The following is a 20310-nucleotide window of genomic DNA, read 5'->3' on the forward strand; positions in this document are numbered from 1 at the left end:
GTCGCATGCCTCCTCCAGAATCCGCCCACTCGACTTCTCTACTTCTGCTGGGCCTCTATCTGCAGTAAAGCCAATACTTCACTGGCAGGACGATAGCCGGCAAACGATTGTCCATTTGGCAAAAACACCATTGGGGTGGAGTTCACTCCCAAACGCTTCCCCAATTTGATGTTCTCGTCGATCGGATGACTGCAAGCCCCTACCTCACCCATTACTGGTTTTGACATCAGCGCGCGCCCCAGCGCCTCGGCTTGATCGGGAGCACACCAAATGGCGACAGACTTGCGATAGGCATCCGGATGCGTCCGTACCAGTGGATACAGAACCACGGCCACCGGAACACCTGCCTCAACAAGCTTCTGCACCTCCGGATGAAACTGCTGACAGAACCGACAGTCTGGATCGTCAAAGACCAGCACCGGACGCTCCAACTTCGATTGCATGGGAGACAACAGAATGGTTTTCGAGGTATCCATTCCGGCCAAGAGCGCCTGCTGACGGTCTCTCACATACTCTTGCGTAACATTTCGGCCCATTTGAATATCGAAGAGTGCCCCGGAGAGCACGTACCGCCCAGACTCATGCACGTACATATAGTTTTCCACCCGGTCACTGTCGCTCTCCACCAAGAGCCATCCAGGAATTTCCGTCTTGGACACTCGCAACACTTTCATGCCAGGAAACTTTTGCTCGATCACCGTTTTGATAGGCCTCACGGCATCATCCGTTTCGGCTCTCAGGATCGACTCTCCCGCAACCGACACACACACGGCACACACCAGCCCCGCGATTATCTGCTGATAGGATCGTCTCATCGCCATCATGCCCCCTTTCACACTACGAATTACTGGAAGAACCCCTCTAACTCACGTCCTGTCCCAACGATGAAATCCACTTCCCGTTGCGCGTCGATTTCAATCACCGGGAAAATGGAGGCAGCCATCATGCTGTAGTGGCGAGCCAACAATTCAGCCGCCCGACCGGCACCACCGGCCATTCCCGACATCGCCACAGGCCCGGCCGGCGGTAAGTTGAAGGCTTGGCTCGGGCTTTGTGCGACGAAAAATCCGGACTGGTAGGGCATAAAGGCTCGGGAGATGCCTGACACAAAACCAGCGAGCAGCGTGCGACCCAACAATGCCCCCTCTTTCAAGACAACCCGCCCACGCATTCCCTGTTTGCCATCTTCCCCACTCACAAACCCTTTCAATTCGATATCTACCGCTTCCCCATTCTTCTTCACGCACGACAAGGCATTGCCACGAATCATCACGCGTTCCGAGGACAAATCTCCCAAGCCTTCTCCCACTAGGAAACAGTCCTTCGCATCAATCCTCGCCTCATTCGGGAGCTTCATGATGTCACGCACCATCATCAGCACCGGGTAGGGACTGTTTGCGGAGGCGCCCCCACCCTGCGCCCCCGTCGAACGGGCCGGTGCATCCATGCCAGAAAGCAATTTGACGGGAATAATCGTCCCCGTATTCAGCCACAATTTCTTCTCGTTCTTTTTGGCGCCAGGCACTATCTCTGGCCGAAATACCTGAAACCCCTCGGTCAACCCGCCCCCGGCCCCAGGGGCCGGTAGCGTCCCGCCTGCCGGTTTCGGGGTGCTTTGCACCGGAATGGGGCCTTTCGGAACCGGCATGGCCGAGACAGGCGTCGCACTTCCTCCACCCACGGGATTGGCACTGAGCGGAGGCGGCAGCGGCGGCAACGCGCCACTCTTCGTCCCGGCTGAGACCACGCCACCAGACCGCGCCACTGACTCAATCCGCTTCTGCAGGTCACTCAACTGAGTCTTAATCTCGGTCTTGTCTCGTCCGTCCTGCTCCAACAATCTCCGCATTTGATCCCGCTGCTGCTCCAACGCTTCGATCCTGGCCCCGGCGTCTTTCATATAAATTTCTTTGTCGGTTTCCTCGCGATTGATCGACACGGTCTTGGCTGGAGACTTCCCACGGACAATCCCCGGTTGATTCCCTCGGAATTGCTGAAGCACCATGCTCAGCACGATGAACCCACCCACCAGAACCACTCCCGCGAGCAGTTTGGATGGAGCGGGTTTCTCTGGACGAATCGGGTCGCCAGGGTTGAGAATCGCGCTCTCCGTCGGTTTAATCGATGCCATCCTAGGTCTCCGGTCTGAGGTTAGCTTTTTGCGTCTGGATCCACTTTCGGCTCGGGCTTGGGTTTGGGCGGTTCAGGCGGTGCGTCATCCAGCAGGTACACCACCACTTCTTCCCCTGACTCGACCACCTCGCGATTTAAGGCGATTGCTTTTTGAACCCCGGTCAGGAATTCTTGTTCCCGCAGTGTGTATTTGTGTCCCGCGGTATTCACCAATCGATACACAATCACCCGGTACTTCGGCCCTCGATACTCGATTCCCTGCACCACCTTCAGCTCAAGCCACTTCGGATACCGTTCTTCGGCAATCGACGTCTGCCGATACCCTTTCGGTAACGCTCCCCGCGCAGCCATCTGCAAAGTCTCGAGTAGCCCATCCACATAGTCAGCGGCTTGGCGAGCAGGATCCGTGTCATAGACCACAGTCCCCACGCGCCTATCTTCAATACTAATGGTCTGCGCGCCTAACGACACGCTCACCCCGACCTCAAAGACGTAGGTTTGCTCGCCGGCCATCACGACCAGATCAGCGGGGCCAGTCTTCACCTGGACAATCAAGTTGCGCCCTTCCGGCTTCGCTTTGAGATCCGCCCTAGAGCTCGTCGCCATGGTAATCGGGGCAGGAAAGGTCAGGACGTTCAAATCTCTTCCAGACAATGTGAGGGACGTCGCACCCTCATCACCAACCACCACCGCAGCTCCTACCGACCTGGCCCAAGACAGAAACAACAGCAGGCCAAGGACGCACATCGCCATCGCCCGGTGCTTCGAGTCTCGATACACGCTGGATGTCATACGTCTCCCCCTACCCCTTTGCCGGATCTGATTGACTATCCTGCCGTGAACGATCTAAATGAGCCGCAGAGAGCCCAACCACCCACGGCCTGCCCTGATCCCACCGCATCGAGATACGGTACTCCCGCTCCTCTTCCCGTATCTCGCTCTTTCCCACAAATCGGCGCTCAATGCCCTCGAACACGGCCACGTCCCCGTCCACACGACTAGCCGTCACAAAAAACACACGACTGAGATTGTTGGTCTTCACGTACACGGCCTCCGCCCCGAGAGACTCTGACATAAGCCCATAGTGGCTTGACGGTACCCACTGCAGAAGCTGCCGATGGTGAAACTCAACAGAGGCCGGCGTGACATTGGCAATCCAGGGCAACATGGCCATGGCAATGGACTTTTTGTAATACTCGTCGCCGCCCATTGCGTTCGCCCAATATTCCTGCGTCGGATTGATCGGCACCACATGAACCGCGACGTTCTGCCGAAAAAATCCGTTCGCCACCAACGCCACCGCTAATACTGTTGCCAGGGCGGCGAACACCAGATTCAAGACCTGGGCGTTATGCAATTTTGATTTCCACAGCTCGATTGTCATCGTCGTTACTCCATCATCTCTCGGGTTGTTCCGTGAGGTGATCCCGTCAGCTGAAACGTGGGCACACCAGACCAATAGGCCCAATGGAAGAGGAATCCCTCGGATTTCCCGTTCTTCATTTTCGACAAAATCAACGTGCTCACGATCCCCACCACTATCAGGTAGGTCAGGAACTTCGTCACAATGCCGAGAAAGATGCACACAAAGAGCACGGCCAACTCATCAATCTCCCACCAAAAGATCTGGGGCAGGCTATCGAGATATCGTGGAATAAATGTGCCGTTCATCTGTCCCTCTTCTGCTTCATTGTGACGGCGGGGCCATGATCTGTCCCGCCGTCACGACACCATGCCTGTACCGCCCGCTTACATCAGTCCCGTGGTAATGGTCGGAATGATGTTGGGGATATAGAAGGCTGCTGCCGCCACACCGAATCCGGTGAACATGCCGGCCCACCGGCCCGCCATCGCCGATCCCAACCCGATCGCCCCCGCCACCAGGGCTAACAACGTCCCCAGCGACCCCTGCATATAGTTGGTCAACAACGTGACCAGCGGACCAAACGTCGCATCCGCACCTGCGAACGCGGGCACGGCCAGCACCACAAACGAGGCAAGCACCATGAGCCCCAACAAGAGACTCATTCGCCACATTTCTCCGGTCACTCTCTTCAAGACGTTGCCCATACTCCAGCCCCTCCTCTGGCTCGTCGCTCACTGTTTACAAGACGTGTGGTTGCCAAACCGAATGAGCGCCCTTAGTTCATTCCAGCATAGCCATGCTCCTCCTCAGCCTCTCCTTATGGTTTTACTGAGTCGCCTGTGACACCAGTGGACACAACAGATGTTACTGGAGGTATTTGGGATCGCTCCTCAACCGATGAGGGATCTCCACACCTACCTCGCAGCAGCATCGTGATCTCCACGCGTCGACTGTCCGCATGGTTCGGCATAAAGCAGCAGCCTCCGCGGCCGACCACTTCCACCTGAGTCGAGACCTTCAAGCCAGCCTGCAATGCTTTCGCCACCGCGTGTGCCCGAGCCGTCCCAAGTTCTTCGTTTGTCTCCCGAGACCCCGTCGGATCGGTGTATCCCTCCACCCGCAGATAGAAGACCTCCTCTGTGGACAGTTCCGTTAAGTCTCGTTGCGCACGCTCCGGTACAGCAGCCGAACCCATGGCAAACAAAACGGTTCGATGCCGCACCTCAGGATCGCGACGACAGGCGGACGGGGACGTCCTTCCTGTGAAACCAGGAGGTGCTGGTTTGTCCACGCTGCTCACCGCAGCGCGAGACATGTCACCTGGACGGCCTGCCAGCGCACCCGCAGAAAACGTCGGCAATGTCTGGAGCCGATGCATCACCGCCTTAATCGGTTTCGGTGTGAGATCCGCCACCAACGGTTTGTTTGGGACCTGCGTCAGGGGTGTTGGCTCTGGGCATCCAGCGGGACGAGACAGAAGCCATTGCGGACCAGATTGGACGGAAACCACCGTAGTCGGGAAGGTGTAGCCTTGCCCGCAGAGTCGCGTTGCCTCGGACATTGTTGGCGACGCAGCAGGTCGCGTCGTACAGCCCCCGACGGTCAGCAGTCCCATACAAACGAGACCGGCCCATGGCATGTAAGTCGTCCGTCCCCCTGTCATACTCCCCCCTTTCACCACGGCTTCCGAGTCGCCAGGTTCATCTTTGGTATTACCGACTGCCACGGTGTATCGAACAGAAACAGGGGTTGCCGGATGTCGGAAGGGACGTCGTCGACGCGACGACGGAACCAAGAAAAGACGCCAGCGGGTTAAGAAGCGATCAGATTAACAGTAGCCACCCCCCCACCCCAGGCCCGGAAGGACCCGTCGGGACATTGCTGGAATAAACGCGCGCACTGAAGACACTGATGAAGGTACCTATCCATGAATTCGTCACCATCGTGTGAACGATACCCAAACAACTCTCCGTTACAACGAGGACACGGTTTCAACAAATTTGCATACAGTCCCATTGTTTGCTCTCCTCGCTTCACTACAAGACACTCGTATTATTATCTGGGATAACTGCATGCATCACCGGTGCATGGATCAGCGTGCCGAGGGTCGCCATTCTGGAGGCAATCCTCGCGATTGCCTCCTGCGACTCACGCAGCGCCTCCAATTCGACGCCTCGCTGCTGAGCTTTTCCTTCCAGTGCCTCGCACAACACATCAAGCCGCCGCACAATGGTTCTGACGGCCATCTCTTGAAATTCTGCGGATTGCGTACAGGCCCCCACGAACCCTTCGGCTTCGAGATCCGTCGATCTTTCCTTGCCACCTTCCTGCTGCCGCGTACGATGAGCCTGCACACGCGCCTCGATACGCAAGACCGCACTCTCGAAGCCCCGTAATTCAGAGTCGTTGGAATACGTCACCTGTTCGGCATTCCAGGCACTATCCATAGTCAAGGCCGGCAGACAGAATCGGACGAGATAACTATAGGAAAGGGGAAAGCTCAATTGGGCGCGCAGGGCTTCAATCCGCTCCCACTGCCCTCCGAAGGCGTTGTAGATCCTCGCGGACTCGTACAGCATGTGTGGACGAATACACTTCCCGACCGCTGCGGACATACGTTCTGCCATCTTCACGACGACAGCATCCCCATGCTGGCTCCGTTCCAGGGCTTCAACCACTATACCGCCAAGCCGAAAGCGTTCGCGGATCAACTCTCCCGCCACATACGTGATGGACCTCGCACACTGTTCAGCCCGTTGCACCAACGATTCCTGCCAATCAGCCGCGTACTCCAGCATCAGCCCTCCTACTGCGCTAGAAGGCATAGATCACTCCCACTGACCCACGAAACGCCGCTTGCCCAACAGATCCGAGGAAATCACGGGAGGCACTCAACGAGAACAACCAGTGTTTGTCCAACGCCAAGACATACCCCAGCTCCGGACTAGCGACTTGCTTCTTGGAATTGAGCGGGTCTTCTTGGAATCGCAAGCCACCCACAATCGCAGAAGATTCATCCAGGGCTTTTACAAACCCCAAGTTCACAAAAATGATGCTCGAACGATGCGGGACCCAATGGCCTGGCTGAAATGACGGCACGACCTCATATCCCAGATTGCCATGGAGCCACCACCGATTCCCAAGATTCCAGGACGTGACCAACGCCCCGCGCAAGCCAGGATTCGTTCGGTCTCCCGCATAGGGCACCTCACCCAATACGCGCACGCTAATCGATGGCAGCAGCTCTCGTTCTTCGGCCTGTTTCCGGAACCGCGCTAGAATTCCCACCTGGATCGACCTAGGATCGTCCATCGTCCCAGGATTGAGCGGACCTCGGAGCGACGTCCCACTGACCGTCAATTCCATATTTTCTGTGGCGCCATAGCGAATATCGTGAGTCGCCCGGAAGCGCCCACTCTCAGAGCCCGAATCATTCCGCGTGATGTCGGGCCGGATCGCCGACTGGATCACCACTTGATCTGTGGGCACCGGGTAGGCGTCATCGAGAGACGTAGGGTAGCCCGGACTGATATTTACCGGGGAGAGTGCCATCACCACGTTGCCCCCCAGGCATACGAGCCCCAGGGCCCCCGCAACCGCCAGTAACCACTTCCTGCCTCCACGCATTAGTCCCAAGCTCCTTATAGGAATTGCACAACATAGAAGGTTGTTACCCTCGTATTACCGAAGGACCAAGGACAGGAAAGGCAGGAGATTTTGGATCGAGTAGACGTCAGGGGCAGAGGAGAGAAGATGTCAGTGTCACGCCCCCTGACAGGTCCCTAATGGCCCATTCCAGGGACCATGAGGCAGGCACAATTCGCAAGGAGAGCCGTGGATCAGCGCGATCCATTGGCCGTGTGATCCGGTAATTCCTGTATGAGCCTGCACCTCAGCCCAGCAGGCAGCTCAATACCTCGTTGAAGCCTTTCACAGAGCGTGCGGACATGGTCGTGCTCACTTCTCAGAGGCATCACTAGCAGTTCGTCATGAAGCGCATACAGGCCTACAAATTTGAATTGATGCCAGATGGCCAGCAGCAGAACCACATGCGTCGCTTCGCTGGTTCGTGTCGATTCGTATTTAATAGGGCTTTGGCGCTGCAGAAAGAGCGCTATGAGCGACGCGAAAAGAAATTGGGCTACGCCGGCTTATGCAAGCTACTCACCGAATGGCGCAACAGCCAGGAAACGGCATGGCTGGCCGATGCACCGGTGCACCCCTTGCAGCAATCGCTCAAGAATTTGGAGCGAGCCTATGCCAATTTTTTCGCCCAGCGTGCAGCCTGTCCACGTTTCAAGAAAAAAGGCCAGAGTGAGAGGTTCCGCTATCCGGATACTCGACAGATCAAGCTGGAGCAAGGTAATAGCCGCCTATTCCTCCCAAAACTTGGCTGGCTACGATATCGCAACAGCCGTGAAGTACTCGGCACGGTCAAGAACGTCACCGTGAGCCAGTTGTGCGGAAAATGGTTTGTCTCCATCCAGACAGAGCGAGAGGTTGAGCCGCCCCTCCCCAATGGCGACGCAGTCGGTATCGACATGGGGATTGCACGGTTCGCAACATTCTCTACTGGCAGCTATTTGGCCCCACTGAACAGCTTCACACAGCACGAAACTCGCCTGCGCAAAGCGCAGCGGGCGATGAGTCGTAAAACCAAATTCAGCAACAACTGGAAGAAGGCGAAAGCCCGCATCCAGCGTATCCATGCCCGCATCGGCAATGTCCGCCGTGACTACTTGCACAAAGCCACGACCGCGATCAGCCACAACCACGCTCTCGTAATCGTCGAGGATTTGCAGGTAAGAAACATGTCCGCGTCAGCGGGAGGGAGCCTCGAAGCACCGGGTAGACACGTTCGGGCTAAGTCAGGCCTGAACAAACACATTCTCGACCAGGGCTGGTTCGAATTCCGCCGCCAGTTGCAGTATAAGCTGGCATGGAATGCTGGACGGCTGCTCGCTGTGCCACCACGGAACACCAGCCGAACCTGCCCACACTGCGGCCACGTCTCAAGGCACAACCGACAGACTCAGACGGAATTCAGGTGCGTCGAATGCGGGTTCGAGGGCCACGCCGATGTGGTCGGGGCGATTAATGTATTAAGGGCGGGACACGCCCAGTTAGCCTGTGGAGAGGATATCAGTCACCCCACACCTGCAAAGGTGAAACGTGCAGCCTCTGCGAAGCAGGAACCCACCGAAGCGACTCTGGCGCGGTTCGATCACTCGCCCGAGCGCCGTAAGAATCCCCGGTCTTCAGGCCGGGGAGGATGTCAAAATCCCAAATCGTTCGCACATATGCCAGACCGCATCCTGCATCCCCGGGAGATCCCGTGTGATAAGATCGCCCGGCACATACTCCACAATCGCATAACACTCCCCCTGGATCGGTAGGTACGGCTGCATCCCCTTTAGCTGAGTCCTAAACTCCCGTTCCACATTCGTCAGCCACCGCATGAAGCGCTTCGTTGGATACCGGCGAATCCGGCCATCGACAACCAACAGCCCCATCTGATTCTTCCCCGACGGACTCGTATCGTGATATTCCAATGTCAGAATACGGTCCAGGCTCCGTGTCGCCATGGGCTTTACCACTGTGGCTCCGAAAGCACGCAAGGTCATGGGCCTCCGTTGCTGTGAACCTCGCCATTGACCGGGCCTCATGCACCAGCCCCCACGCTAATACACCATACAGACTGTCGCCTCACGTCCACGTGTTCTGCCAACATATTGCATGCGCTCCTCGACTGCAAAGGCCCCACATTCCCGCTCTGGAATGATAAACACCACGCACTGGTAGCGACTCCCCTGCGCTTTATGCACGGTAATGCAATAGCTTAACTGCAACTCATCCGCCCTGAGTGCTACCTCGCGCCCAGAGTCCAGGCGCAACGCTATCGTGTCACCCATTCCCCCAAGCACCCGCCCTTGCTCACCATTGACTGCTCGCTGACCGCCATCGTATCGAGTCTTCGTGACAATGACGCGATCGCCCGTTCGAAACCCACCGTGACATGGCAGTCCGTCCGGATTCACAATCTCCTGCAGCAATCGGTTCAACCGATCCACACCAAGGCCTCCTGCGTACACAGGGGACAACGCCTGCCACTCGACCCCAGTGTCTTGATAGCCACACACCACTTTCCGCAACTGATGCAGCAAAAGCGCCTCGGATGCGAAGCGAATCACCTGGACCTTGACCAGCAACGACCCCTTGGATCCTTCTTCGCCCAAGTGCACCACAGGCAAGACAGTCAACAGCTCCGCCATCACAGGAGTCGCTCCCACCGGGGCTAGTTGCGCCGGATCGCCGATCAACACGATTTGCCCGCGACAGCTCAACAACAATCGATACAGGATATGCCAGGTCAGCATGCCAGCCTCATCGACCAAGACCAAGTCGGCACCCACACTCGACACCGAATAGCCGCCGCCTCCATACCCCAGCAACTTGTGCAACGTCGTGGCGTCTTCCCCGAGGAGGGTCGCCGCTTTCCCGGTCATCGCCGTGGCCGCCACCGTCCCTCCTCGCTCACGCACCTGAGCACTGAGAGACCTCGCTAGCTCAGTCTTTCCACTTCCAGCCCCACCGGTAACCACCGTATACCGATAGCGCAACGCCCTGGCTTGCACGCTGGGACTCGCGTTACCTGAGTCCTGCTGATTCGCTCGAATCATGGCCAGGGCTTTCTTCCGCACAAAATACACCCCTGGGGAAAACCACAAGCCCTGCTCGCATTTCCCCGCACGTCCTGCCTGCAGTGTGATTGACGACGCTACCCGATCCGCAGGCAGTCCAATCAGCTCTGCGCACCGTGCCACAAGATGAGCGTCAGAAATCCCTCCGATCCCTTCTTCATCGGCTTGTGCAAGGGCCTCCATCACTGCGGCCTTATAGTGTTCGTCACTATACAAGTCGTGCCCCAACACCTGTGCGGCCGCCACCGCAGCCTGAAATGGGAGGCCTCGACGTCGATATAGTAGAAACGGATCTGCAGCGATGGCCTGCACCGATCGTAGCGTTCCCTTGACGAGTTTGCGCGCCACGGCTTTCCAGCCTGCACAACACAGCCATTCCACCAGCGGGCCCAACAATTGAAACACCTTCACGACCTGACGTGGGGGCGAACGACGCAAGCCGAGCACCCCCAACAACTCCGATGAGCTCGCGCAGGCTTCGAATCGTCGTGATCGTATCCTGGACACCATCAGAAAGGGATCGGGCCCATTGGCTATCACTCGCCCCCAGCACTCTCCCACCTCTCCGACCGAAGGGACTGACAGTCCGTCCGGAATAAACGCCCGATGCTTACGAGCTATTTCGATCCAATCGCCAGACCCACGGCGCGCACGGGTCCGACTCGTGATCACCCCAACCACCTTAGGCATTTCCTCAGGACTGCCCGCCATCTCGGCTGAGACGACCTCCCCTTGCACGCGCACTTCTAAGGATCCAGAGCAGACCATGCTTCTCCCTCCCCATGCTTCAGCCATCACGCACTCATCTCTGCAACTCTGTGACATACCGTTTTGGAACCAAAACGGTATGTCACAGCTCGTTCACTTCAGCGAACCGCACGACCTCCCGGTCGATCGACGCGCTGCACGAACTCACCCGGAGGCCCTATGCTCGCTGAACTCATTCATCCACTCGCTCTCATGGAACATCAGGAATGGGAGTACCGGCCTCGTCCCTCGAATGCCGGTCCAGACCACTGCATCCGCAAACTCACGTACCATGCCCGGCATGCTCCCGCAAAAAGTCCAAGCGGTCGATTCCTCGTTGTCCTCGACGACAGTACTTGGCACGAAGAACTGGTGTTAAACTGGATTGCTAAGAGCACGTTTCATCTCCACAGCCAGCAGCTTGAACTGACCTGCGCGACCACGACCTTCCAGGGTCAGCCCTTCCCAATTAAAGGCCACATTGACGGCGTCATCACGGACCTCTTGGGAATTGATCGCCTTCTAGAGTTAAAGGCTGTCGAACACTTCACCTTCACTCGCTATGCAGAAGGAAATTACCCGACTAACTATCTCGTACAAGTGGTCTTCTATCTGGTTGGTTTGGCCGCACTGAATCCTCATATCGACGAAGCTCTCCTCCTCATCAAAAACAAGAACCAAAGCGCATTCCTTGAATATCGAGTCCGCTACGACCGGGAAAACGACCGCCTGACGGTCCTGGAAATCACCCACAGTACAGGCACACGCGTATACCCCCACCAAGACTTCGTGGGCTTGTATCAAGAGGCACTCCGACGCTTTGAAGAGGTGGAACAGTACCGTGATCAGGACGCGTTGCCCCCACGCCCGTACCCCAATGCCGACAACTTCCATTGCGCCTACTGTCCGTATCAGTTTTGCTGGGAAGGGGTCGACCAGGTCCCCATTGAGGGAATCGCGGAACTTCGTACTGGGCTGGTGCCGGCCGTGGAGGAGTATCTCGACCTACAAACTGAGCTTGCAGCGCTCACTCCGAAACAAAAGCGACTGGACGCCCTAAAGCAGCAATTTAAGTTGGAATTGCGCACCGAGGGGATCACGCGCGCGGAGGGGCATGGCTACTACATCGCGTCATCACCCTATGAACAGAGCAAATTGGATCAAACCAAACTCTCTAAAGCCACTATTGAACGCGCGACCGTGAAGGAAACTTACAGCCGTTTCTCAGCAGGCCGACTGTCCAAAGTCGTCGACGCAACCAAACCGAAACGCCGGTCCCCTCTCAAAAAGCCTAAACCGACGACTCAAATCGCGTAACTGTATTCATCAGCTGATTATCATGACTAGGAGGCATCATGTCCGACGCAGACAAACCCACGTTCATTCCCATGAACCGCATTAACGGCATTTCTAACCGACGCCGCATGCCTATCATCGGCAAGATCCGTCTCGGCGTAAAAGTGAGCGGCCCCAGCGGGTTCTACCCCAAGGAAACGCCTCATTTCGTGGTCCCAGAAGAAGTAGCCAAGGTCTTCGGGGCGCAACCCAAGGAGTTGGAGGTGATGTTCGTCTCCAACGATCCCACGGTCAACTGCCCGCAAGCTCTCCGCTGGTATGGAGAATCCGCCGGACTACAATGCATTGGGAACAATCAGGTGGCTCGTCGCCTGAATCAAGACACCTGGAAAACTGAATCGCGATCTTGTCCATGCGAGAAACTCGAGTCCGGAGAATGCGGACCACGCGCAAATCTCATCTTCATGATCCCGAAAGTCAGCAGCGGCGGCCTGTTTCAGATCGATTCCAGCAGTATCAACTCGATGGAGAAGATTAACTCCTATTTCGATTTCCTCGCGCTCACCCTCGGACGTATTGCCATGATCCCGCTGAAACTCCGTCGCGTGCCCGTCACAAGACGCCGCGAAGGACGCCCGACCACTCATTATCCGCTCGAATTGCGCTATGAAGGCTCAGCGGACGAGACGACCAGGCACCAACAGGAAACGGAGACGGTCCTGAGAAAGATTAAGATGTTGGAAATTCAGGAGCCGATTGAAATCAACCCGGTTCTGGATCCAGGCGCACACGTCGTCATGGAAGAGGAGTTAGAAGAAGAACCCAGCCCCATACCAGCAGAGTCCGTGGGAGAGCCCGGATCTGAGACGCACAATCCGGCGATCCCACCGATGTCCACGCCCGAGACAGCCGCCGCGAAAGCGCCGGAGGCCACTCACCCACCAGCAGGTCCGCCCATCTCACTGGCCCAGACCAACTACCTGCTTCGGCTAACCAAGGACTTGCCACTCACAGAGGATGAGGTCCGCATGAAAGTCCGCGCACTCACACAGCGCGAAGCGTCGGGACTCATCAAGAAACTCCTCGCTGAAGACTTTTCTTTCTTCACACCGAGCCCGAACGCTCCTCCGGCCACGCCTGTGAACACAGGGTCAGCAGCCGATACCATGACCGATCCTCAGTTTAAGAAAATCATGGGCCTCGTCCTCTCGATGGGTATCCCAGAACCGCACGTGAAAACTCTGACTGCGGGATACACGAAACGACAAGCTTCGACGCTGATCGACCAACTTGTTAGTGGAGACTTTTCAGCCTTCCAGGAGATGAAGGAGGAGGAACTGCCAATCCTTACCACTTCTGGGACAGTACCAGGGGAGGAGGAACCGGAGTTCTAGGCCACTGTCAACCAGGCAAAGGGAATGTGAGAGTGCCTCAAGGGCGGCTCAAGGCCGTCCTTGAGCACTTATGACACGAGCGCAACACATTCCGGGACACGCTTACTCATGGGAAGCTGGTAGGCGCGCGCCATCCGTCACTGAAAGACTTCCGGACGCCTCGCCAAAACGCAACAATTCTTCCTGCGTTTCTGGGCGTAAAGACCCAAATATTTGAAGGATATTCACACAGTTGGGATTGCGTCCGAACAATAATCTCGCGGATTCAGATAGATACCCGGCATCCACCAGGTAGGTCTCCGACGATTGGCCTAAGACCTGGGCCAAGCGCGCCACTTCTGCTTGGCTCAACCGACCAATGCCTGACAGCATCTGCTTCAGTCGTCCACCCAGCTGCAGCTGCTCCGTAACCCGAGAAAGATCCTCGTCCGAATATTGACTTACGTCTTGCCGGACCCGCTCCAAAAAGGCAGCAGGCATACCCGAAAGAATCTGATCATCTAAAAGCTCTGCAACTTCGGGCGAACACACCTCCCGAGCTCGGGCGAGCAGGAGTTGATACGTTCGCCGTTGCACATCGAGCGGGGAACCACCTAGGCACTGCGCAATCCGCCGCAACATATCATCACTCGGGAGAATCTTTTTCCGCCCGCTGCTCTTTCCCCCTTCAATAATCGATATGTGCGAGGCAGTACACCCCAATTTTTCAGCCAACTCCGTTTGAGTTAGATTCTGGGCAATCCGCATGCGGACTAACAAATCTTTGACCAGCACCATACCCGCTGCACTCTCCCGATCAGACTTAGACAGATGCGCAACCGTCGCTTGCGAAGTGATTAAACGCTTGTTCGCAAATTATAGGAAAACCCCAATCTATTGTCCATACGCCTATGGGGATTACTCTACCTTCCCAATTTCAGACCCCAAAAAACCTGCGTATAGTCCTGCTGACATTCCCGAGGGCAGTAACACAGTGATGAACAAACAAACATTTGTTTATGTTGATCATCACCACTTACACCAAAGGAGAAAGGACAGCCGCATGAATGTCACGTCCCATCCTGTTCCTGAAGAAGCGGGAAAACTTCTCGCACTCATCCAGTGCGAACTCAACCTCAGTACGAAGGCGATGTCCAATCAATTAGGCATTACCGACGTCTGGATGCGCCGGCTGCTCAACAACGACATCATTCCCTCACAGCACCTCCTGAAAGCCATCGTCACCCTCTATGTCAACCATCCCGATCCCTGCACACTGAACCATCGCCGGGACCTGGCGCACAGATTCACACAAGCCTGCGCACGCACATATTACGCACGGAACCATCATCGTCTCCAGCAACGTTGCCACACGCTCTTTCATTTTCCGGAACTCACGGCCTCACTCATCTAACCCCATCGGAAAGGACAACCACATGTCGTTTCGAACACAAGCTCAACAACTCGCCATCGACTCAGACGATACTTCGCCACTACTCAAGCTGTTTCAGCAGAGCAAACCCATCATCCACTCGATCGCGAAGCGCTACTGCAATTTAGATCGCTCCTATGAAATTGAAGATTTAGAGCAGATAGGATTTCTGGCCGTCAGAAAGGCCACTGAGAAATGGGATTTTTCCCGTGGCAACGCCCAATTCCAAACCTTCCTCTATCGCTATATCCAGAAAGCATACCAAAGCGAATTTGATGGCCGGGACAAATTGGTCGAAATCACAGATAAAGACGACCAATACGTCAAGACGCTGCCCTATTCCACATTCATCAAAGAAAAGCGGCGCTTACACAGCCAGGGCTTTAAAAGTCGCATCTTCCGAAGGCTTGTTCCTCTGGCGACTCACGAACCGCCCGTATCCCCTGACGCCTCGCCTGAATCCATGGGACTGCCCGATCTACCCAACACCGATGAGGTGCTTGCGTTCACGGCCATCGATCGGTTCATCGAGTTCTCTCGCAAACGCGCCAGGACGATTCCGCAGCCAACCGCCCTCGATCACAACCTGTTGACCGAGTCGGAGCAGACCATCACGCGATTCTCTCCTGACAGTGGCAGCTCCGTTCGTCATGCACGGAAACGTCGAAACTATGCCAACTGATACGACACGAAGCCTCGCGGAAACCATCTGCCGGGAGGTGGGGCTCCACGCAGGGCCTACTCCGATGCCCATGGAGCCAGTTCTGCCCATGAGCGGGTTCAGGGAGATTTGCCGTGCCCACAATATTCCCTGCAGTGATTGGAAGCTCTATCGGTGGTTAACCTTGGAACGCGATAGTCTGCCAAGGCTCGTGCAAACCATTCTTCAGCATGCACCGGCCCAGTGGTACATCGTTACCACCCCGTCTCAGGGCCGCTATCGAGGTCGGCAATATGTGGTCCCTCTGCACTATTTGTCCGCGCTTCATCGCAACTTTGCAATCCAACGTAGACTGACAAAAAACCTCGCTGAGCCGGACTCCAGCGCTCAACAAATTGCCAATGGAATCCTCCGCCGACAGCCCACGATCACCAGTCATCAGCTCCAACGGGAACTTCATCGTCGCGGGCATGAGCTGTCCCGACGTCACATTTACAGAATCATCGCTCGTCACAGTCAGCAACAAGGAGTCCGGCATGCAGATCATCATGATTCCCATCTCGCAAATCCGAGTCCATGAAGAATACGCCACCCTCTTTCCCCCGCTCACCCCAACCGAGCGAGAGAGCCTGAAAGTTAGCATCCAAGAGGCTGGAATTCACGATCCGCTGCGAGTCGAACGACAACCCACTGACATAGCCTCCGCGCAACCCTATGTAGTACTCGCAGGACACCACCGCCTGAGCATCGCGCAGGAACTCAACATCCCCGAAGTGCCCTGCATCGTTGTGACAACCTTGGAACTGAAGGTCGCCGCGCTGTTCGATAACATCCATCGACGCCAATTGTCGGACACTCTCCGCCAACAAATGCAGGATGAGGAAAAGCGCTACCGCACCAAGCTAAGGGAACGGCTGATTCCAGAGCTCTTGGATGTGCTTCCCATGCTGCCTCCTGAAGTGCAACTCCAACTCACACAATCCAATCACGATACTCAACGTGATTTCCTCTCAAAGTGGATGGCCCAAATACAACAGGTGAGCATTCAGCGCTTCCCGGAACCACAGAACAACAAATTCGCCGCAGAAGAACCGGACACTTCGGAAACACCAACCCCCAAGGGGCACAAACACCTGATCCGCCAGATAAATCAGCTGACCAAGGATTTTGAAAGACAGGTCGCACAGCAGAAGAAGGAATTAGAGGAAGTACGACAACACAACGTTTCGCTTTCTCGTCAACTGCGGGCACAGACTGACGAGAAGGAAAAGTTACACGAGGAGCTCCAGTCCCTTCAACGGCAACTGACGAGCGACGATCTCGACCACAAGGCCGAGCGCATTCTCAAACTACAGCGCAAAGGTCGCTCCCAGAGCCTGACGATCGACGAGGCAGGCCCCCTCATTTCTGGGCTGCTGCACACACGTAAAACCATCCAATTGCTTCAGGCCTTTGCCCAGCGCATTGCCACCTTGACCACCCCTGATCAGACTACGATTCTCGAACATATCAAGTTCACTAGCCAGGCCCTAGGAGAGCTCGAACAAGTGCTCCCGAGCCCCACAGCCTCGCCGCTCCACACACCGCGACAAACGCTGTCAGTACACAAGGGGCTCTCTGCTGATACCTAGTGCTACGTAAGCTTATGGGGAAATCCCCAAGTCAGCGCCCCAATGCAACAGGCATTTGGCCACTTGTCCGAGACATCTAATACTTGTACTACTGAACTGTGGAAACTGGAGAATCTACACATGCAGTGTTCCTCTCCTGAATCGTTCGCATCCGTCGATCACGCCCAACCGGGCGAAGATCATCGGTCTGTGCTCCGCACAACACTTTCCAAAATCACTCTGTATAATTTTGCCGCCGCACACAGTTTGGATACACCAATCGAACTGACCGAACGACTCCTGTTGTGCATCTTATTGGCCAATGAAGACCGACACCTCTCGCGCACCGAGCTACACCAGATTACCAAGATCAACCCATCCACGATCGATAGCGCTCTCCTCAATCTTGAGCAACGCAATGAAGTACATACGCTACCGCAGCACGCCCCTGAACAGACCAGCTACGAACTCACGGCGTCCGGACACACTGTAGCTATCTCACTGGAATCGTGGACCACCAGCTTCTACCAGTATGCGGAATGTGGATCAGATGCCGGGGTACGAGATCTGCTCCACCAACTCCAACGGGCCATCTATAGCCTTATTGCGACCAACACAATCCCAACAACTCGGGCATGCATTGCTTGCGACTTCTTCGCGCCTGAGTCCCAAACAGGCGGATACTGTCGGTTCCTGAGCACGCCACTCACAATCCAGACGACCAGGCCTACCGCTTCTGACACCCGCACTCCCTAACCCGACCAACATCCCTCGTCTATCAATTCCCGAAAACCTCACTCCGTCCAATTCCGGTAACACATAGGTACTTCATGTCTATCCATGACGCCAACACGACATCCGTGGTCCCGCTCCCTCTCGATCCGTCGTTGCCGATGGAGGATCCGTCTGAACCATCCTCCCACACACTCCCGTCTCAAACACTCCCAGACTGGCTGCACGCACGCATTCAGACCCCAGATAGCATCACCCAAGAGCGACAAATAACTGTCTCGCTGGATCTCGCCACGATCTCGCCCCTCATTCAGAATGCGCAACTCAATCCAGAGCAACTCGCCGTGGTGACAGCCCCAGCCGAACCGACACTGGTTTTGGCTGGCGCTGGCAGCGGTAAAACCCACACGCTCATTCATCGCGTTGCACACCTCGTCACCCAAGGGCTTCCCCCCGATCAAATCCTTCTCATTACGTTTACACGCAAAGCCGCAGAAGAAATGATCCACAGGACGCAACTCCTTCTCCAGCAACACTCATTGAAGATCCAAGGCGGCACCTTCCACGCCATGGGGTTGATATGGCTAAAGCACTATGGAGGCGCACTGGGTCTCCCTCCCAAGTTCAGCATCATGGATGAAGACGACGCGCAGGGACTGGTGCATTTGTTGATGAGCAAACTGTCTTTTTCCCGTCGGAAAGGGTTTCCCAAGAAACAACACATTCTGGCCCTCTTTAGTCGGGCCGTGAATACGCTTCGCTCGATTGCGGATACCGTCTCCAGCGATTTCCCTTGGCTTGAAACACACACCCCTCAGCTCGTCGTTCTGTTTCGGGCCTATACGGAAACGAAATGGCGCCAACATCGCGTTGACTACGACGACTTGCTTTTCCTGGTGTACAAGTTACTCTGCCTCCATGAGCCTACCCGTCGCAGACTCGGGACACACTATCAGGCCATCCTTGTCGACGAGTACCAGGACACGACCAAACTCCAATCCGAGATTATTAGGCTCCTGGGCAGTCACCATCACAACGTGATGGTCGTCGGTGACGACGCCCAGAGTATCTATGGCTTTCGCGGTGCCCACACGAAAAACATGTTGGAGTTTCAAGACGTCTTCTCCGACGTGCGGCTCTACAAACTCGAACACAACTATCGCAGCACAGCCCCTATCCTCACCCTGGCCAACACCGTTCTCCATGATGCAAAGGCTCTCTATCCGAAACGACTCTTCACCACGAAACACGGCGGCCAGCCACCGGAACTAATCGCCTGTTATTCAGAACAGGCGCAAAGCGATTTACTCACGGAACGTATCCTGCAATGCCGCGACGAGGGTATTCCCTTCCACCGCGTGGCGGTCTTATTTCGCTCCTCTGCCCACTCGAACAACCTTGAACTGACGCTAGCACGGCATAAGCTTGCCTTCGTCAAATATGGTGGTCTCCAGCTAACCGAAACAGCACACTTTAAAGACGTGCTCGCGTATCTCCGCGCGGCAGACAATCCTCTCGACAGCAATGCCTGGCATCGGCTACTCCTGCTCCTCGATCGCGTCGGGCCGAAGCTCGCCGAGCGGCTTATCGCCACCATGCAGGAGGCCCCCCACCCTCTGGACGTGCTCGATCATGTCCCTGGCAAGGCGGAATCAGCTATCCGGCTTTTAAATAACGTTATCCGGACGACGCAGGACGATACGATTTCTTTAGCCGATCGTCTCACCTTCGTAATCAAACACTACGAGCCGATTCTTAAACGCGATTATCCAGAAGATGCCAAAGTCCGGCTCGAAGATCTGAAGCAACTATGTTATCTCGCGAGGCAATCACTCAACTTAGGGGCATTCTTGGAAGACCTCACGTTGAACCCTTCGACCACACCGGGTACCAAGCATGCCCACCCAGAACACCACCTCGTTCTCTCGACAATCCATAGCGCCAAAGGTTTGGAGTGGGATGTGGTCTTTGTTATCTGGGTCCTCGATGGGCAGTTTCCTCCGGTCAGAAGTTGGCATGACGAGGACGCCCTTGAAGAAGAACGACGCCTCCTTTATGTAGCTATTACGCGACCGCGGAACCAGCTCTTCCTCACATATCCGTCAGAGCACTATCACAACGCATCTCAGCAGAACCTTGACTCGCTCTGTCGGTTTCTCGCGCCGATCCCAGACGACATTCTTCCTGGATTCGCGATGGATCAAGTCTGATGAAGTCTCCCTGCATATTCCGTTTCGAGTTCCGCACCCAATGCGAACG

At 55.9% G+C, this 20310-nt stretch carries 18 protein-coding genes; 8 read left to right on the top strand and 10 right to left on the bottom strand.

Annotated features, from left to right (window positions below):
- Nucleotides 1–38: 38 nt before the first annotated feature.
- From V9G17_00165 to V9G17_00200, 8 genes are all read right to left on the bottom strand, one after another.
- Nucleotides 39–815 (bottom strand): DsbC family protein, encoded by a 777-nt coding sequence (locus tag V9G17_00165; protein MEI2750986.1) that lies wholly within the window; start codon nucleotides 813–815, stop codon nucleotides 39–41.
- A gap of 29 nt (nucleotides 816–844) precedes the next feature.
- Nucleotides 845–2131: a TrbI/VirB10 family protein gene (locus V9G17_00170; GenBank protein ID MEI2750987.1), complete on the bottom strand. Its 1287-nt coding sequence runs from the start codon at nucleotides 2129–2131 to the stop codon at nucleotides 845–847.
- Between the two features lie 20 nt (nucleotides 2132–2151).
- A complete protein-coding gene (locus tag V9G17_00175) occupies nucleotides 2152–2925 on the bottom strand; it encodes a type-F conjugative transfer system secretin TraK (protein ID MEI2750988.1) in 774 nt (257 codons plus the stop codon).
- A gap of 10 nt (nucleotides 2926–2935) precedes the next feature.
- Nucleotides 2936–3517 (bottom strand): TraE/TraK family type IV conjugative transfer system protein, encoded by a 582-nt coding sequence (locus tag V9G17_00180; protein MEI2750989.1) that lies wholly within the window; start codon nucleotides 3515–3517, stop codon nucleotides 2936–2938.
- Nucleotides 3518–3522: 5 nt separating this feature from the next.
- Entirely contained in the window at nucleotides 3523–3804 is a 282-nt protein-coding gene (gene traL / locus V9G17_00185) for a type IV conjugative transfer system protein TraL (GenBank protein MEI2750990.1), read from the bottom strand.
- A 78-nt stretch (nucleotides 3805–3882) separates the two neighbouring features.
- Nucleotides 3883–4203, bottom strand: a complete 321-nt coding sequence (locus V9G17_00190) for a hypothetical protein (protein ID MEI2750991.1) — start codon at nucleotides 4201–4203, stop codon at nucleotides 3883–3885.
- Nucleotides 4204–5535: 1332 nt separating this feature from the next.
- Nucleotides 5536–6324 carry a hypothetical protein gene (locus V9G17_00195; GenBank protein ID MEI2750992.1) on the bottom strand — a complete coding sequence of 263 codons (789 nt, stop codon included), beginning with the start codon at nucleotides 6322–6324 and terminating at the stop codon, nucleotides 5536–5538.
- Nucleotides 6314–7126 carry a hypothetical protein gene (locus V9G17_00200; GenBank protein MEI2750993.1) on the bottom strand — a complete coding sequence of 271 codons (813 nt, stop codon included), beginning with the start codon at nucleotides 7124–7126 and terminating at the stop codon, nucleotides 6314–6316. The genes V9G17_00195 and V9G17_00200 overlap by 11 nt, the downstream gene beginning before the upstream one ends.
- A gap of 362 nt (nucleotides 7127–7488) precedes the next feature.
- Between V9G17_00200 and V9G17_00205 the strand changes: the two genes are divergently transcribed.
- Nucleotides 7489–8895: a transposase gene (locus tag V9G17_00205; protein ID MEI2750994.1), complete on the top strand. Its 1407-nt coding sequence runs from the start codon at nucleotides 7489–7491 to the stop codon at nucleotides 8893–8895.
- Between the two features lie 285 nt (nucleotides 8896–9180).
- On the opposite strand, the gene V9G17_00210 is transcribed toward V9G17_00205, so the two are convergent.
- Complete coding sequence (locus tag V9G17_00210) at nucleotides 9181–10968, bottom strand: AAA family ATPase (GenBank protein ID MEI2750995.1); 1788 nt, start codon at nucleotides 10966–10968, stop codon at nucleotides 9181–9183.
- Between the two features lie 159 nt (nucleotides 10969–11127).
- On the opposite strand from V9G17_00210, the gene V9G17_00215 reads away from it, so the two are divergent.
- A complete protein-coding gene (locus V9G17_00215) occupies nucleotides 11128–12264 on the top strand; it encodes a hypothetical protein (GenBank protein ID MEI2750996.1) in 1137 nt (378 codons plus the stop codon).
- Between the two features lie 38 nt (nucleotides 12265–12302).
- A complete protein-coding gene (locus V9G17_00220) occupies nucleotides 12303–13637 on the top strand; it encodes a hypothetical protein (protein ID MEI2750997.1) in 1335 nt (444 codons plus the stop codon).
- A gap of 102 nt (nucleotides 13638–13739) precedes the next feature.
- Here the strand turns inward: V9G17_00220 and V9G17_00225 are convergent, their stop codons facing one another.
- Nucleotides 13740–14414, bottom strand: coding sequence for a helix-turn-helix transcriptional regulator (locus tag V9G17_00225; protein ID MEI2750998.1), 675 nt, complete (start codon nucleotides 14412–14414; stop codon nucleotides 13740–13742).
- Between the two features lie 265 nt (nucleotides 14415–14679).
- On the opposite strand from V9G17_00225, the gene V9G17_00230 reads away from it, so the two are divergent.
- From V9G17_00230 to V9G17_00250, 5 genes are all read left to right on the top strand, one after another.
- Complete coding sequence (locus V9G17_00230) at nucleotides 14680–15030, top strand: hypothetical protein (GenBank protein MEI2750999.1); 351 nt, start codon at nucleotides 14680–14682, stop codon at nucleotides 15028–15030.
- A 22-nt stretch (nucleotides 15031–15052) separates the two neighbouring features.
- Nucleotides 15053–15730 (top strand): sigma factor, encoded by a 678-nt coding sequence (locus V9G17_00235; protein ID MEI2751000.1) that lies wholly within the window; start codon nucleotides 15053–15055, stop codon nucleotides 15728–15730.
- 515 nt (nucleotides 15731–16245) lie between these two features.
- Nucleotides 16246–17340 (top strand): ParB N-terminal domain-containing protein, encoded by a 1095-nt coding sequence (locus V9G17_00240; protein MEI2751001.1) that lies wholly within the window; start codon nucleotides 16246–16248, stop codon nucleotides 17338–17340.
- Nucleotides 17341–17460: 120 nt separating this feature from the next.
- Nucleotides 17461–18075, top strand: a complete 615-nt coding sequence (locus tag V9G17_00245) for a hypothetical protein (protein ID MEI2751002.1) — start codon at nucleotides 17461–17463, stop codon at nucleotides 18073–18075.
- A gap of 74 nt (nucleotides 18076–18149) precedes the next feature.
- Nucleotides 18150–20261: an ATP-dependent helicase gene (locus tag V9G17_00250; GenBank protein ID MEI2751003.1), complete on the top strand. Its 2112-nt coding sequence runs from the start codon at nucleotides 18150–18152 to the stop codon at nucleotides 20259–20261.
- Nucleotides 20262–20310 lie beyond the last annotated feature (49 nt).

The organism is Nitrospira sp., from assembly GCA_037045225.1.
Classification (GTDB): Bacteria; Nitrospirota; Nitrospiria; order Nitrospirales; family Nitrospiraceae; genus Nitrospira_A.

Coding starts and splice junctions, on each gene's coding strand:
- V9G17_00165 (MEI2750986.1), bottom strand. CDS start 815: ATGAGACGATCCTATCAGCAGATAATCGCGGGGCTGGTGTGTGCCGTG.
- V9G17_00170 (MEI2750987.1), bottom strand. CDS start 2,131: ATGGCATCGATTAAACCGACGGAGAGCGCGATTCTCAACCCTGGCGAC.
- V9G17_00175 (MEI2750988.1), bottom strand. CDS start 2,925: ATGACATCCAGCGTGTATCGAGACTCGAAGCACCGGGCGATGGCGATG.
- V9G17_00180 (MEI2750989.1), bottom strand. CDS start 3,517: ATGACAATCGAGCTGTGGAAATCAAAATTGCATAACGCCCAGGTCTTG.
- traL (MEI2750990.1), bottom strand. CDS start 3,804: ATGAACGGCACATTTATTCCACGATATCTCGATAGCCTGCCCCAGATC.
- V9G17_00190 (MEI2750991.1), bottom strand. CDS start 4,203: ATGGGCAACGTCTTGAAGAGAGTGACCGGAGAAATGTGGCGAATGAGT.
- V9G17_00195 (MEI2750992.1), bottom strand. CDS start 6,324: ATGCCTTCTAGCGCAGTAGGAGGGCTGATGCTGGAGTACGCGGCTGAT.
- V9G17_00200 (MEI2750993.1), bottom strand. CDS start 7,126: ATGCGTGGAGGCAGGAAGTGGTTACTGGCGGTTGCGGGGGCCCTGGGG.
- V9G17_00205 (MEI2750994.1), top strand. CDS start 7,489: ATGAAGCGCATACAGGCCTACAAATTTGAATTGATGCCAGATGGCCAG.
- V9G17_00210 (MEI2750995.1), bottom strand. CDS start 10,968: ATGGTCTGCTCTGGATCCTTAGAAGTGCGCGTGCAAGGGGAGGTCGTC.
- V9G17_00215 (MEI2750996.1), top strand. CDS start 11,128: ATGCTCGCTGAACTCATTCATCCACTCGCTCTCATGGAACATCAGGAA.
- V9G17_00220 (MEI2750997.1), top strand. CDS start 12,303: ATGTCCGACGCAGACAAACCCACGTTCATTCCCATGAACCGCATTAAC.
- V9G17_00225 (MEI2750998.1), bottom strand. CDS start 14,414: ATGGTGCTGGTCAAAGATTTGTTAGTCCGCATGCGGATTGCCCAGAAT.
- V9G17_00230 (MEI2750999.1), top strand. CDS start 14,680: ATGAATGTCACGTCCCATCCTGTTCCTGAAGAAGCGGGAAAACTTCTC.
- V9G17_00235 (MEI2751000.1), top strand. CDS start 15,053: ATGTCGTTTCGAACACAAGCTCAACAACTCGCCATCGACTCAGACGAT.
- V9G17_00240 (MEI2751001.1), top strand. CDS start 16,246: ATGCAGATCATCATGATTCCCATCTCGCAAATCCGAGTCCATGAAGAA.
- V9G17_00245 (MEI2751002.1), top strand. CDS start 17,461: ATGCAGTGTTCCTCTCCTGAATCGTTCGCATCCGTCGATCACGCCCAA.
- V9G17_00250 (MEI2751003.1), top strand. CDS start 18,150: ATGTCTATCCATGACGCCAACACGACATCCGTGGTCCCGCTCCCTCTC.